The sequence below is a fragment of the Qipengyuania sp. S6317L1 genome (genome assembly GCF_023015615.1).
Classification (GTDB): Bacteria; Pseudomonadota; Alphaproteobacteria; order Sphingomonadales; family Sphingomonadaceae; genus Erythrobacter.
The window spans coordinates 481,381-495,484 of the sequence record NZ_JALKAJ010000004.1 but is presented as its reverse complement, the minus strand read 5'-3'; the positions used below and the strand labels follow the sequence as shown (position 1 = coordinate 495,484).

General features: G+C 59.7%; 13 protein-coding genes and 1 tRNA gene. 7 read left to right on the top strand and 7 right to left on the bottom strand.

The window, feature by feature from the left end:
* Position 1 precedes the first annotated feature (1 nt).
* From MWU38_RS11465 to MWU38_RS11450, 4 genes are read right to left on the bottom strand one after another with little or no spacing between them, the layout of a single operon-like run.
* Entirely contained in the window at positions 2-796 is a 795-nt protein-coding gene (locus MWU38_RS11465; RefSeq protein ID WP_247271933.1) for an enoyl-CoA hydratase-related protein, read from the bottom strand.
* On the bottom strand, positions 793-1,854 hold the full coding sequence (locus MWU38_RS11460) for an enoyl-CoA hydratase/isomerase family protein (protein WP_247271932.1): 1,062 nt from the start codon (positions 1,852-1,854) through the stop codon (positions 793-795). Before MWU38_RS11460 ends, MWU38_RS11465 begins: the two co-directional genes overlap by 4 nt.
* Positions 1,847-2,245 carry a VOC family protein gene (locus MWU38_RS11455; RefSeq protein WP_247271931.1) on the bottom strand — a complete coding sequence of 133 codons (399 nt, stop codon included), beginning with the start codon at positions 2,243-2,245 and terminating at the stop codon, positions 1,847-1,849. The genes MWU38_RS11460 and MWU38_RS11455 overlap by 8 nt, the downstream gene beginning before the upstream one ends.
* Positions 2,246-2,254: 9 nt before the next feature.
* A complete protein-coding gene (locus MWU38_RS11450) occupies positions 2,255-3,400 on the bottom strand; it encodes an acyl-CoA dehydrogenase family protein (protein WP_247271930.1) in 1,146 nt (381 codons plus the stop codon).
* Between the two features lie 130 nt (positions 3,401-3,530).
* Between MWU38_RS11450 and MWU38_RS11445 the strand changes: the two genes are divergently transcribed.
* On the top strand, positions 3,531-3,941 hold the full coding sequence (locus tag MWU38_RS11445) for a hypothetical protein (RefSeq protein ID WP_247271929.1): 411 nt from the start codon (positions 3,531-3,533) through the stop codon (positions 3,939-3,941).
* Here MWU38_RS11445 and MWU38_RS11440 read toward each other — a convergent pair.
* From MWU38_RS11440 to MWU38_RS11430, 3 genes are all read right to left on the bottom strand, one after another.
* Positions 3,930-4,334 carry a RidA family protein gene (locus MWU38_RS11440; protein WP_247271928.1) on the bottom strand — a complete coding sequence of 135 codons (405 nt, stop codon included), beginning with the start codon at positions 4,332-4,334 and terminating at the stop codon, positions 3,930-3,932. The genes MWU38_RS11445 and MWU38_RS11440 overlap by 12 nt on opposite strands.
* A gap of 6 nt (positions 4,335-4,340) precedes the next feature.
* Positions 4,341-5,834, bottom strand: coding sequence for a CoA-acylating methylmalonate-semialdehyde dehydrogenase (locus tag MWU38_RS11435; RefSeq protein WP_247271927.1), 1,494 nt, complete (start codon positions 5,832-5,834; stop codon positions 4,341-4,343).
* 360 nt (positions 5,835-6,194) lie between these two features.
* On the bottom strand, positions 6,195-6,818 hold the full coding sequence (locus MWU38_RS11430) for a TetR/AcrR family transcriptional regulator (protein WP_247271926.1): 624 nt from the start codon (positions 6,816-6,818) through the stop codon (positions 6,195-6,197).
* A 73-nt stretch (positions 6,819-6,891) separates the two neighbouring features.
* On the opposite strand from MWU38_RS11430, the gene MWU38_RS11425 reads away from it, so the two are divergent.
* The 6 genes from MWU38_RS11425 (at position 6,892) to MWU38_RS11400 (ending at position 13,895) form a co-directional block, all read left to right on the top strand.
* Entirely contained in the window at positions 6,892-8,079 is a 1,188-nt protein-coding gene (locus MWU38_RS11425; RefSeq protein ID WP_247271925.1) for an SRPBCC family protein, read from the top strand.
* Positions 8,080-8,147: 68 nt separating this feature from the next.
* A tRNA-Gly gene (locus MWU38_RS11420) sits at positions 8,148-8,221 on the top strand.
* A 22-nt stretch (positions 8,222-8,243) separates the two neighbouring features.
* Positions 8,244-9,395 carry an acetylornithine deacetylase gene (gene argE, locus MWU38_RS11415; RefSeq protein WP_247271924.1) on the top strand — a complete coding sequence of 384 codons (1,152 nt, stop codon included), beginning with the start codon at positions 8,244-8,246 and terminating at the stop codon, positions 9,393-9,395.
* A 197-nt stretch (positions 9,396-9,592) separates the two neighbouring features.
* On the top strand, positions 9,593-12,052 hold the full coding sequence (locus MWU38_RS11410) for a M1 family metallopeptidase (protein WP_247271923.1): 2,460 nt from the start codon (positions 9,593-9,595) through the stop codon (positions 12,050-12,052).
* A complete protein-coding gene (locus MWU38_RS11405) occupies positions 12,052-12,540 on the top strand; it encodes a DUF6702 family protein (protein ID WP_247271922.1) in 489 nt (162 codons plus the stop codon). The genes MWU38_RS11410 and MWU38_RS11405 overlap by 1 nt, the downstream gene beginning before the upstream one ends.
* 149 nt (positions 12,541-12,689) lie before the next feature.
* Positions 12,690-13,895: a nucleoside transporter C-terminal domain-containing protein gene (locus MWU38_RS11400; protein ID WP_348646889.1), complete on the top strand. Its 1,206-nt coding sequence runs from the start codon at positions 12,690-12,692 to the stop codon at positions 13,893-13,895.
* Positions 13,896-14,104 lie beyond the last annotated feature (209 nt).

Below are 14,104 nucleotides of genomic sequence, written 5' to 3'. Positions count from 1 at the left end.
TTCAACGCCCCTTCCACTGACCTTCGCGCTTCTCGATGAACGCGGCCATGCCTTCTGCCTTATCCTCGCTCGCGGTGAGGATCTGGAAAATGCGGCGCTCTATGATGATGCCTTGCTCAAGCGTCATTTCAAACGCGGCGTTGACCATTTCCTTGTTCGCAATCGCAGCCATTGGCGGCTTGCCCGCAATAGTCGCTGCGGTCTTGAGCGCATCGGCGAGAAGGTCCGCCTGAGGCACAACGCGTACCACGAGGTTTGCGCGTTCCGCTTCTTCGGCGCCCATCATCCGGCCCGTCAGACACATTTCCATGGCCTTCGATTTGCCAATCGCGCGGGTGAGGCGCTGCGATCCGCCCATGCCGGGAGCCACGCCCAGATTGATTTCCGGCTGGCCGAATTTCGCGTTGTCCGAGGCGATGATGAAGTCCGCCATCATCGCAAGCTCGCAACCGCCGCCAAGGGCAAAGCCATTGACCGCCGCGATCCACGGCTTGCGCGTGGCCTTCACCAGATGCGACGTCCATTTGGAGAAGAAATCGTCGAGATAGAAATCGGCTGCTGGCTTGTCCGACATTTCCTTGATGTCCGCGCCTGCTGCAAACGCCTTTTCGCCGGAGCCTGTCAGAACAGCACATTTTTGCGTGTCGTCAGCCTCGAACGCTGCGAAGGCTTCGATCAGCTCTTCAAGCACGACCGAAGACAGCGCGTTCAGCGCCTTTGGCCGGTTGAGGGTGATCAGGGTGACGCCGTCATTGTCCTGGGCGTTCGTTTCGTGGGTGATGGTTTCAAATGTCATTTGAGGGGTTTCCATTCTTCGTCAGCCGGAAGTGGCGCAAAGATGCTGTCGAGCAGCTCCTCGGTCACACCTTCGGGCGTTGCGGGATCCCATTTCGGGTCGTGTGTCTTGTCGACGATCACTGCGCGCACCCCTTCGGCGAAATCGGGCCGGGTGAGCACGCGCGACGCGATGCGGTATTCCATCCGCATATTGTCGGCAAAATCGGTGAGCTTTGCACTTTCGGCCAATTGACGCAGCGCGACCTTGCAGGTCTGCGGGCTCTTTGTGCCTAGGGTATCGCGCTCTTTTTGCGCCCACTCATCGCCGTCCGCCGCAGCCGCTTCGAGGCTTGCGAGGATGTCTTCGTAGCTGTCGGAGGCAAAGTGCTTGGCGATCTTGAGCGCGTTTTCCTCGATCCGCGCAGGGGGAGGGCTGCCGACCGGCTCCGAAAGGATGCCGGCGATCCGCTCGGGCCTTTCGGCGATGCGACCTTTCAGCGTTTCGATCATGTCGTGGGGCACGTAATGCGTGGCGAGCCCTGCCCAGAGGGCTTCTTCGCCATTGAGCCGTGCGCCGGTGAGGGCGAGGAACTGTCCAATTCGCCCGCCCACGCGCGAAAGATACCAGCCGCCGCCAACATCGGGGAACAGGCCGATGCCGGTCTCGGGCATGGCAAAGCGGGTGTTTTCGGTCGCCACACGGAATTTGGCGGGCTGGGAAATGCCCACGCCGCCGCCCATCGTTACACCGTCCATGAAGGCTACGATCGGCTTTTCATAGGCGAACATCTGGTGATTGAGCTGATACTCGTCGTGGAAGAATGTGCGCCCTGAAGCGCCGCCATCGTTCAGCGCCGAATTGCGCAAGAAGCCGATATCGCCGCCTGCGCAAAAGCCGCGTGACCCTTCGGCATGGTCAATGATCACCGCTTTGACAGCATCATCATCAGCCCATTCGGTAAGCGCTTCGCTCATCGCGTGGCACATCTCAAGCGTCAGAGCGTGGAGCGCCTTCGGGCGATTCAGCGTAATATAGCCGATCGGGCCATCTACGCGGGTGAGAACTTGGTCAGTCATTTTTATCTTTCGCCTCAATCAGGTCCCACGTGTTGCCGAATGGATCAGCAAACACGGCGACTGTTGCATAAGGCTCGTGCCGTGGTTCTTCCATAAATTCCACCCCTGCTGCGATAAAGCGCTCGTGTGAACTCGCGAAATCATCAGTGTGCAGGAAAAACGCAACGCGCCCGCCGGTCTGGTTGCCGATGGCGGCGGTTTGGGCGTCGTTTGTGGCACGTGCGAGGAGCAGGCGGCCGCCTCCGGGCGCTTCGACGACGAGCCAGCGTTTGTCGCCCCCGAGGTCGGTATCCTCGATGAGCGTGAAACCGAGCTTGCCTTCGTAAAACGCGATCGCGTCATCGTATTCCGGGATGACAAGCGTGGTCATCGCGAAGGTTTCGGTGGTCATCAGCCGGGCCTACTGCCGCAGCAAATCCCGGCCCACGATCATGCGCATCACCTGGTTGGTGCCCTCAAGGATCGAATGCACCCGAAGATCGCGCCAGAAGCGTTCGATCGGATAGTCCTTCAAATAGCCATAGCCGCCGAACAATTGCAGCGCATCGTTGACGACCTTGCTGCCATTGTCGGTTGCAAGGCGTTTGGCCATGGCGGAAAAGCGCGATTTGTCAGGCGCTCCGTCGGTGACCTTGGCCGCCGCGAGATAGAGGAGCGCGCGCGCCGCTTCCAGATCGGTGGCCATATCGGCGAGCATGAACTGCGTGTTCTGAAAGTCGGCAATAGGCGTATCGAACTGCTTGCGGTCCTTGGTGTAGGCAATCGCTTCATCAAGGCACCTTTGCGCCCCGCCAAGCGAGCATGCGCCGATGTTCAAACGCCCGCCATCAAGGCCCATCATCGCAAAGCGGAAACCTTCGCCCTCATCGCCTACGCGATTGGCGACGGGCACGCGCGCGTCTTCAAAAATGACCTGCGCGGTCGGGCTGGCGTTCCAGCCGAGCTTTTTCTCAGGCGCGCCGAAGCTGACGCCGGGCGTATCCTTGTCGATGACGAGGCAGGTGATGCCTTTGGTCTTGTGTTCGCCCGTGCGCACCATGCAAACATAGACATCGTTGACGCCGCCACCTGAGATGAATTGCTTGGTGCCGTTCAGCACATAATGATCGCCGTCGAGCTTCGCCTGTGTCTTGAGCGCGGCTGCATCCGACCCGCTGCCCGGTTCCGTCAGGCAGTAGCTCGCGATCTTCTCCATCCCGATAAGGTCGGGCAAATAGCGGTCTTTCAACTCCTGCCCGCCGAACTCGTCGATCATCCATGCGGCCATATTATGGATCGAGATGAAGGCGGATGTCGTGGGACAGCCATAGGCCATCGCCTCCATGATGAGCGCCGCTTCCAGCCGCCCGAGCCCGATGCCGCCGCTTTCTTCCGAGACGTAGATCGCGCCAAAGCCAAGCTCGGCGGTCTGTTTGATCACATCCTTGGGAAAGATGTGTTTCTCATCCCATTCGGCCGCGTGCGGGGTGATATTGTCGGCAGTGAACCGCTGCGCCATTTCCTGGATCGCAAGCTGGTCGTCGGTGAGTGAAAATTGTCCTTGCATAATGCGAGGGCGTAACCGCTCGCGCCGTCCGAGAAAAGTCCTCAAAATGATAGGAGCATTTGCGAACACGCCGCAGCAGCCATGCGAAATTTTCTGTAACCAAGCGGGAGGTGCGCACGTATATATGTTCATGAACCAAGGGTCCCGCCATGATCGCACGCGCCTGATCTGCGTTTACAACGCCGATACCGGCCTGATCGAAGCGTTGATGCACGCGGTGCACAAGGCGGTTCGCCCCGCGACCTATCCGTGCTCGCTATGCGCGCTGACCTATGGTGCGGTGTCGATGCGCGGGGACTGGAAGGCGTTCTGGCAAGGCCTTGATGCCGAAGTCGAATTCTACCACCGCGATGATTTCACGCAGGACTTTCCCAAGTTCGGGGTTGGTGGCGCGCGCGAAGTCGCCTTGCCGGTCATCATGATTGACGAAGCCGATGCAGAACCTCGCGTGCTTATCTCCGACAATGAACTCGACGCGATGGCCGATGTGGAGGAGTTGATGGCGAGGGTCGAACGCGAACTGCGCGCATCAGTCCGGTAGGATCGCCTCGGCCTCTATCTCAACCTTCCACTCTGCGCGGCAAAGCCATGCAACACCTGCCATTGTGGCAGCAGGTCGCGCTTCGCCGAAATAGCGGGCATGAACTTCGCCCACGGCCTCCTGATCGGCAAAATCGGTGAGCAGCATCCGCGTGCGCACGACGTCCTTGGCCGAGCCGCCAAGCTCTTCGATTGCAGCGATGATGATGGCGCAACACCGCTCGGCTTGCGCCGCGGCGTCGCCCACACCCGTCAGATCGCGCGTGGTCGAACCGTCAGGCTCCACCGGGCCAGTGCCGGCAACCACGATGCGATTGCCGTGCCTGACCGCGCGGCAAAAGCCGAACTGCTCCTCAAACGGAGAGCCGGAGCTTGTGCGGGTCCGCTCGCTCACCTTACATCACCCCATTGTCGGAATGACGAAAGCGTTCGAACCGTCGCCGCCACCGTCGGGCCAACGCTGGGTTATCTTTTTCTTCTTGGTCCAGAACGCGAGGCCCTCAGTCCCGTATTGGTCGATGTCGCCAAAGCCCGAACGCTTCCACCCGCCAAACGAGTGGTAGGCAACCGGCACCGGGATCGGCACATTAACGCCAACCATGCCCACCTGAACGCGGTTTGCAAATTCGCGCGCGGCGTGGCCGTTGCGGGTGAAGATCGCAACGCCGTTGCCATATTGATGATCGCTCGGAAGGCGCACGGCCTCTTCGAAATCCTTTGCGCGCACGATCTGGAGCACGGGGCCGAAGATTTCCTCTTTGTAAGAGCTCATTTCGGGCGTCACGTGGTCGATCAGCGTCGGGCCAACAAAGAAGCCTTTTTCATGCCCCTGAAGCTCGAAGCCGCGCCCGTCGATCACGATTTCGCCGCCTTCTTCCTCGGCGGTGGTGATCCACTGTTCGATGCGCGCCTTGTGCTCTGGCGTTACCACCGGACCATAATGCGCATCGGGATCGGTCGAAACGCCCACGCGAAGTGCATGGATCGCAGGGATCAGCTTTTCCTTGAGCCGCTCTGCGGTGTCATCGCCCACCGGCACCACGACCGGAAGCGCCATGCAGCGTTCGCCCGCTGAACCGAAGGCTGCGCCAGCAAGATCGTTTACCACCTGATCAAGGTCGGCATCGGGCATTACAACGCCGTGGTTCTTCGCCCCGCCAAAGGCCTGAACGCGCTTTCCGTTTTCAGCGCCGCGGCGGTAGATATAGTGCGCAATATCGGACGACCCGACAAAGCTGATTGCAGGGATATCGGCGTGGTCGATGATCGCATCGACCATTTCCTTGTCACCGTGGATGACCTGCAAAAGCCCTTCGGGCGCGCCCGCTTCGACGAACAGCTCGGCAAGACGCACGGGCACCGAAGGATCGCGCTCGGAAGGTTTGAGGATAAAGGCATTGCCCGCCGCGCACGCCATGCCGAACATCCACATTGGGATCATCGCCGGGAAGTTGAACGGCGTGATGCCAGCGCCAATGCCGAGCGGCTGGCGCATGTCGTACACATCAATGCCGGGCCCTGCGCCTTGCGTGTATTCGCCCTTGAGCACTTGCGGGATGCCGCAGGCGTATTCGACCACTTCGAGGCCGCGCTGCACATCGCCCATTGCATCGGGCACGGTCTTGCCGTGCTCGCTTGAGAGAAGTTCGGCGAGGTCCTTCATATTGGCCTCGACCAGTTCCTTGTATTTGAACATCACGCGGGCGCGTTTTTGCGGATTGGTCGCCGCCCATTCAGGCTGGACGCGCTTGGCGGTCTCGACCGCCTTGTCCAGCAGATCGCTGCCGGCAAGGGCGACTTCGGCCTGCACTTCGCCGGTCGAAGGGTTCCAGATCTGGTGCTTGCGAACCGGTGCGGGGCTATCGCCTACGATAAAATGGTCAACTTGGCGCATGGGTGTCTCTCCTATCCTTTGACCACGCCATGACTGGCGAGAAAGCAATGCGCAAGGTGCACTTTTTGATAGGCTCTTATCGGATTCCAGCAGCGCTTTGATTGAACAGAAATTGCTTTCACACCGTCAATCGGGCACGCTTTGGTCAAACTGGCGTGCCGAAAAAGTACCGCCCCGCCGCGTTCAGTGATGGTGATGAACAAGGACGGCAGGGCGGCAGGCCCAAGTGCGGACAGTTCAAGCGTGCAAACGCAACGCTTGTTCCGGCAAAGGCCTTTTCAGGATCGCAAAAAAATGCGTCCACTCATCATGTGCAGGAAGGCATGAAGGGCCGGTTTCGGGCGCCCCTGTGGCCTTTGCCTAAAGCTGCTCCGGCGCTCCTGCGGCAAGGCTGGACCGGATCAGCCGCTCCAATTGCGCAGGGTATTTTTGCGACAGCGCTTCGATCTCATCTTTGCCGAAGATGCCGGTCAGAGTGGGCGTCGAAATCGCGTGGTAATTGATGGCGCCAAGCCAGGTGTAGGCGAGCGCAAGAACCTGCATATCGCTCGCGTTTCGCCAGGCTGGAACCGCTTTCACCTTGTCGATGATCGTGCGCAGAAACTCGGTCAGATACCATGTGCCGACATTCCCTGCGCGCGGACGATTGTCCAGCAGTTCGCGCAGCAGCAGTGTCGTCTGCGGCCCATTGGCAAGACAATAGCGATTGAGAGCAAGGAAATGACGGATCACCTGATCCTCAGCATCGTCCGCCGTCTTCTGCGCACCTTGATCGAGCCCTGCAAACCCTTCCGAGATCCCGCGAAGAACCTCTCCATACAGCTTTTCCTTGGTCGGGAAGTAGTGGAGCAACGCCTGCTTCGTAAGGCCAAGCTCCTTGACGATGCTCGCAATGCTCGCGCCGTAAAAGCCGCGCTCTGCAAACTGCAAAAGCGCGCTTTCCAGGATCTGCTCACGGGTGCCGTTGGATGGCTTTGACGGCATGGTTTGTCCTCTCGCTTGACTTACCTACCAAGTGGTAGGTAAGCGTTGTGTCACGTCGAATGGAAGGCAGGCCATGGACCGCGACACTGAACTGCAATTGATTGATGAACTCCTTGAAATCAAGGCTTCACGCACCTTCTACCTGGACGAAGGGGTGACGCGCAGTCCTGTCTCGCGTTACATCAGCCAGGAACGCTTCGACCTTGAGCGCGAGCACCTTTTTCGCCAGGTTCCTCTCATTGCTGCGCATGTCAGCGAGCTTGCAGAGCCGGGCAGTTTCCTTCGCAAGAACCTTGCGGGGCTGCCGGTGCTGCTCACTCGCGATAAAGAGGGGCGTGCGAACGCGTTTCTCAACGTGTGCCGTCATCGGGGCACGCAGCTGGTCGAAGCAGGCAGCGGTTGTAGCCACAAATTCACCTGCCCCTACCACGCATGGACCTATTCGAGTGCGGGCAAGCTCATCGCTGCCCCACATTTCAAGCAAGGGTTCACAGGTGAGGACAAGGCCGATTACGGTCTTAAACGTCTCATGTGCGAGGAGCGCCACGGCTTCATCTGGGTCCGCGCGCGAGGGGAGGGGGACGTCGATATCGACGGCTTTCTCGGTGGTCTTGGCGAAGAGCTTGCCGCGCTCGACATCGAGGACATGTTTCTCGCCTCCGATGAGACTATCGAGGTCGAGGCCAATTGGAAACTGATCGTCGAAGGCGGGATCGAGGCCTATCATTTCAAGGTCGCCCACCGCGACACGATCGGCCCCTTTTTCGAGGATAACCTATCGACCTACCGCATATTCGGCGATCATATGCGCTCGATCCTGATGAGGTCGAGCATGGCGCGATTGGCCCCAGATACGCGCGAGGACTGGCGGCTGCGAGATCATGCGCAGGTGCTCTACAACCTGCTGCCGACAAGCTCGCTTCTGGTGCAACAGGACCACATCGCCTGGATCCATGCAGAGCCGCTTGGCCCTGCCAAAACGCAGCTGCGCCTGGCGACGCTCGCGCCCAAGGCGCAGGCCCACAGGGCCGATCACTGGGCGCACAACCACCAGATTACCAAGACGACCCTGATGGAAGATTTTGTGCTCAATGAAAGCATGCAAAAGGGGATTGCATCGGGCGCGATTGAATACATGACCTTTGGCCGGTTCGAAGGCGCGCTTGATGCCTATAACCGCGTGGTCGAGGGCTATCTCGATCAAGCCACCGCGCTGGCCGACGCCGCGAACCCGCCCGCTCGCAGGAATGGAGGGTGTTGACCAAATACGCGCCTTGGCCGAAAGGCTGAGCGGGCGATTCGGCGCAGCCTCGCAGGCTGCCCACGCAAGCGGGTGTAGCTCAATGGTAGAGCAGCAGCTTCCCAAGCTGACGACGAGGGTTCGATTCCCTTCACCCGCTCCAAATCCTGCGCTAAGCGGGGTTCATGACCAATCTCACCACGGCCCGCGCGATCCTTGATAAGTTGATCGCTTTCGACACCACTTCGCGAAATTCCAATCTTGCGCTTATCGAATGGGTGGAAGGTTACCTTGAGCAGCACGGTGTCACCTCTACCCGCGTTGCCAATGCGGATGGTAACAAGTCCAACCTCTTCGCCACTATCGGTCCCGAAACCGAGGGCGGCGTGATCATGTCAGGGCACACCGATGTGGTGCCCGTCGATGGCCAGGACTGGGCTTCCGATCCCTTCGTGACGGTGGAGAAAGACGGCAAGCTTTACGGGCGCGGCACGTCGGACATGAAGAGCTTTATCGCGCTGACGCTCGCCTATGTCCCGCAATTCGTGAAGGGCGCGAAACCTGTCCATCTCGCGATCAGTTATGATGAGGAAGTCGGCTGTCTTGGCGCGCCTTCGATGATCGAGCAGATGAAGGCCCGCGTGCCGACGCCGCGGCTGGCGATCATTGGTGAACCAACGCTGATGAAGCTGGTCACTGGTCACAAGGGCATCAGCGTTTTCAAGGTCGAGGTCACCGGCGCAGAAGCACATTCCAGCCTCGTCAATCACGGTATCTCCGCCAATGAGCACGCCGTCGACCTGATGCACTCGCTGATCGAGCTTGCGCGCAGGCTCAAGGCCAATGGCGACCCTGAAAGCGGCTTTGACCCGCCTTACCCGACGCTGACCATCGGGTTGATGAAGGGGGGCGAGGCGGCCAATATCTTGGCGGGCCACGCAGAGTTTCAGTTCGACCTTCGCTGCCCTCCGGGCTTTGACGCAGACGAGTTGCTTGCGCCGTTCAAGGCCCGCTGCGAGGCGCTCAATCATGAGCTTTCTGCACGCTTTCCCCAAGCCGGCGTCACCTTCACCAAAATCGCCGATGCCCCGCCTTTAGGTGATGCGGGGAGCGAGGATGCGGTGGCCTTTGTACAGTCGCTGACCGGAGAAAATTCACCGCCCTCCAAGGTGTCCTATGCCGCAGAAGCAGGGCAATTCCAGCAAGGCGGCTTCCCCACTGTCATCTGCGGCCCCGGCTCGATCGAGCAGGCGCACCAGCCCGATGAGTGGATCGCGATCGACCAGTTGGAGCAGGGCGCGCGCTTCATGGAACGGTTGGCCGAGGCGCTCGCCTGAAGGGCCGCAAGTTGATGAAACACTCCTTGCCGGGGCATCAACTTGTTCAATGACGGAATTATTGTTGCGCGCCGGTGAAGCAATCGTGCGTCAGCAACCTCTCCAAACTAACCTCGCGATTAGCGGTTGCAGCCGCGTGCCGCGCGCATTACCCCGCCAAGCTTACTGCCCAGCGAACGATCCCAAAGGATAGTCTTTTGCGTTTTCTTGCCCTTCTTATCGCGCTTTTCATCTCTTCGCCTGCTCTTGCGCAAGGCATCCAGCAGACCAAGGGCGATTTTGAAGACAAGTTCCGCCAATTGGACGAAGTGCTGCGCGACCCCAATGTCTATCGCAATGCGAGCGGCGCGCCGGGCCACCAATATTGGCAGCAGGAGGCGGACTATCGCATCAATGCGACACTTGACGAAGATGGCCGCCGCCTGACCGCGCGCGCCACCATCACCTACACGAACAAATCGCCCGATACCCTGCCGTGGATCTGGATGCAGCTTGACCAGAACCGTTTCCGCAACGACAGCATGGCAGAGCTCACCGATACGTTCGGTGGTCCGGGCCGTCGCGGGCCAGCGCGTTCGATGGGGCGCGGGGATGAGCCTTCGCGCCTCTCCCTCGAAGAGCTTCGCCGGCAACAGGCAATGGCCGATAACACCTACGGCTATGACATTTCCCGTGTGCAGCTCACCAGTGGCCGCCGGCTCGACCACACCATTGTCGGCACGCTGATGCGCATCGACTTGGCCAGCCCGCTTCGCCCCGGTCAAAGCGTCAGCTTCAACATCGACTGGGCTTACAACATTGTTGAAGAGAACGTGATCTTTGCGCGCTCCGGCTATGAACACTTCCCTGATGATGAGCGCGAAGGGGGCAACGACCTGTTCCTTTTCGCCCAGTGGTTCCCGAGGCTGGTCGCCTATTCGGATTACGAAGGCTGGCACAATAAGGAGTTCCTTGGCCGCGGCGAATTCACGCTCGAATTTGGTGACTATGATGTGTCGATGACGGTCCCCAACGACCACATTGTTTCTTCTACCGGCGTCCTTGCCAACCCCGCAGCCGTGCTGACCGCTACGCAACGTCAGCGTCTGGCTCAGGCGCGCAACAAAACCGATGAGCCGATGTTCATCGTGACGCCCGAAGAGGCGCTTGCCAACGAAAGCTCCAACCCCACCGGCACAAAAACCTGGCGCTTTACCGCGCAGAACGTGCGCGATTTTGCCTGGGCGACAAGCCGCAAGTTCATCTGGGATGCGCAGGCGCATAAACAGCCAGGGGCCGAGAACGAAACCGTCATGGCCATGTCTTTCTGGCCCAAGGAAGGCGGCGAGCTGTGGCGCAAATATTCGACCGCGGCCGTGGTCCACACGATGAAGGTCTATTCGCGCTATTCCTTCGATTACCCATATCCGACCGCGCAAAGCGTGAACGGTCCGGTGGGCGGCATGGAATATCCCATGATCACCTTCAACGGGCCGCGCACGACGCTTCAGGATGATGGCACGCGCACCTATTCGGAAAGCGAGAAGATATTCCTTATCGGCGTCGTCATCCACGAAATCGGGCACATCTATTTCCCGATGGTGGTGAACTCGGATGAGCGTCAGTGGACGTGGATGGATGAAGGGATCAACTCCTTCCTCGACAGCGTGGCTGGATACGAATGGGACCCCGACGTCCAATGGACCCGCAGCCTGCCGCGCGACCTCATCCCCTATATGACGTCGAGCCAGCAGGTCCCAATCATGACGCAATCCGATAGCGTCCTGAACATTGGCCCCAATGCTTATGGCAAGCCGTCTGCGGCCTACCACATCCTTCGCGATACGATTTTGGGGCGCGAGCGGTTCGACTTTGCGCTGCGTGAATATGCGCGCCGGTGGAAATTCAAGCGACCAACGCCCGAAGATTTCTTCCGCACCATGGAAGAGGCATCGGGCACAGATCTCGACTGGTTCTGGCGCGGCTGGTTCTACACCACCGACCATGTCGATATTTCCCTGGATTCCATCCACCGCATGCGGATGGATACGGCAAACCCCGACATTGATCTTGCTCGCGCGCGTCAGCGTCTGGCCGATGAGCCGGAGAAAGTGGGCGTTCGCCTGAACCGCGAACAGAACCTGCCGATCTGGGTTCTCGAAAATCCGGGCGTGACCGATTTCTACGACGAGAACGACCGTTTCACCGTCACGCCGCGCGACACCAAGAAGTATGAAAGCTTCCTCGACGGGCTAGACGATTGGGAGCGCCGCGTGTTCGACCGCGCGGTTGAGGAGGACAACAATTACTACGTGTTGAGCTTCTCCAACATCGGCGGGCTGGTGATGCCGATCATCCTCGATCTGAAATTCGCCGACGGCACGAGCGAGCGCATGATGATCCCGGCTGAAATCTGGAGGCGCAATTCGCGCGAGGTTTCCAAGCTGCTGGTCTATCCGCGTGAAAAAGAGCTTGTCGAAGTGGTCCTCGATCCCGATTGGGAGACGGCCGATGCTGACCTCAATAACAACTATTACCCGCGCCGGATTATCGATAGCCGGGTGGAGGCGTTCAAGAGCCCCGACCCAACCTCGCGTTCTGGCCGCGACCTGATGGCCGAGGTGCAGCAGGGCGCGAAAGAGGCTGAGGAAGGGGCGGCAGATGAGGGCGGCGAATAATGCTGCGCTGGATCGTCACTCTATTGATGCTGGCACTCGCTGTTCCGGCGGCTGCGCACCAGCAAAAGGCGGCGATCACCACTGTCGAACATAACCCGCGCACCGGGCAGATCGAAGTGGTGCACACCATCCCCTTGCACGATGCCGAACACGCGCTTCGTCACCAGGGGATGAAGGCAGCCGACCTTCTGGGTGACATTGAAAGCAGGCGGGCCTTTGCGCGCTATGCGGTGGAACGGTTTGCGATCGCAGCAGATGGTGAGCCGCTTGAGCTGACCCTGCTCGGTACCGAGGTTAAAGGTGCCAGCCTGCTCGTTTTTCAGGAAGGCGCATCGCCGGGGGTGGGCGCAAGACTTACCATCAATGCGCAGGTCCTCACCGATATCTGGCTAAGGCAGGTGAATAGCGTCAACGTCGGGGGCGGGACATCGCCGGAAACACTGGTGTTTCGTGGCGGCGACAGCGCCAAGAGCGCGGTGCTGCGCTAGCGCAAGCTGGACATGCGCGGGGCGCCTTTGCGTCATTTTGTCCCTACAATCGTTTTGCCGCTGGCTTGCAAAGTTGGAAAATTCGCCGTTAGAGCATCCGCGACTGCGCCCGAAGGAGAAGTTCGCTGATTGGTCTTGTTGGAATTGCCGTGATGCTGGCGCTTGGGGTTCTCTTCTCCGAAGCACGCGGCGCCATCCACTATGTGAACGCAGGTCGCGCGCTGGGCTTGCAGATCGCGGTGGCTATCCTCGCGCTAGTGACGCCTGTGGGTCAGGCCATCCTGCAAACCCTATCCAGCGGCGTTGTCGAGGCGATCTCCTATGCCAACGCCGGCATTGGCTTTGTCTTCGGCTCGCTCGCGAACCCGGGCGAAGGGTTGATCCTCGCAGTGCAGGTCTTGCCCATCATCATCTTCATCGCGACCATGATGAGCGTGCTGTTCCACATTGGCGTGATGACATGGGTGATCCGCATCATCGGCGGGGCTTTGCGGTTTATCACGGGCGCTTCGCGTTTGGAATCGACCTGTGCGGCGGCCAATATCTTTGTCGGCATGGCCGAAAGCCCGCTCACCATCCTGCCCTATTTGAAGAAAATCTCGCGCGCGCAATTGTTCGTGATGATGTCGCTCGGCCTCTCCAGCGTCGCGGGCACCGTACTGGTTGCCTATTCCGCGCTCGGTATCCGCTCCGACCTGCTGCTGACCGCTGCTTTCATGGCGCCGGCGGGCGGGCTGTTGTTCGGGCGGTTGCTCGTCCCTGAAACGGGCGAGGCCTTCGACCTTGAGGAAGGCGATAACACCAACCCTGCGAGCCTTTCGGACGCATCGACCCTGATCGAGGCGGCAACCGATGGCGCGACCCTGGGGATGCAGATCATGCTCAGCGTGATTGCGGTTCTGATCGGTTTTGTTGCCGGTATCGCCCTGCTCAACGGCATCCTTGGCGGGATCGGCGGCCTCGTCGGCTGGCCAGAGCTGAGCCTGGAGCTGCTTGTCGGCTATCTCTTTGCCCCTGTCTCCTACATCATCGGCGTTCCTTGGGAAGAAGCGGCGCAGGCGGGCGTTTATCTGGGCCAGAAAATCGTGCTCAACGAATTTCTCGCTTATGCAAATTTTGCCCCCAATGCCGAAAGCTTCAGCGTTCAGGGGCAAGTGGTGCTGACCATCGCCATGTGCGGATTTGCCAATTTCGCAGGGCTTGCGATCCTCATCGCGGGGCTTGGCGCAGCCGTGCCGGAGCGCAAGGGCGAGATTTCCGCGCTCGGCATGAAATCGCTTCTCGCAGGCACGCTGTCCAATTTCACCAGCGCCGCAATCGTCAGCGTGATTTACGCACTTGGCGGGTTTGCCTGATTCGACAAGCGTCCTGCTGCGGACCGGAACAATCGCTCGGAAGGGCCGCATGGCGAGCGCGAAAAATTTTTTCACGCGCCCGCTTGGTCCCGTGCTTCAGAGGATGCGGTATGGCGGCTTCCCTTACGGCTTTGGGCATCGTGTGATAACGTGCATCCAAAGCTGCCGGCGCACCGTTGCTTTGGTGCGAATATTTCGCGCCCGAAATG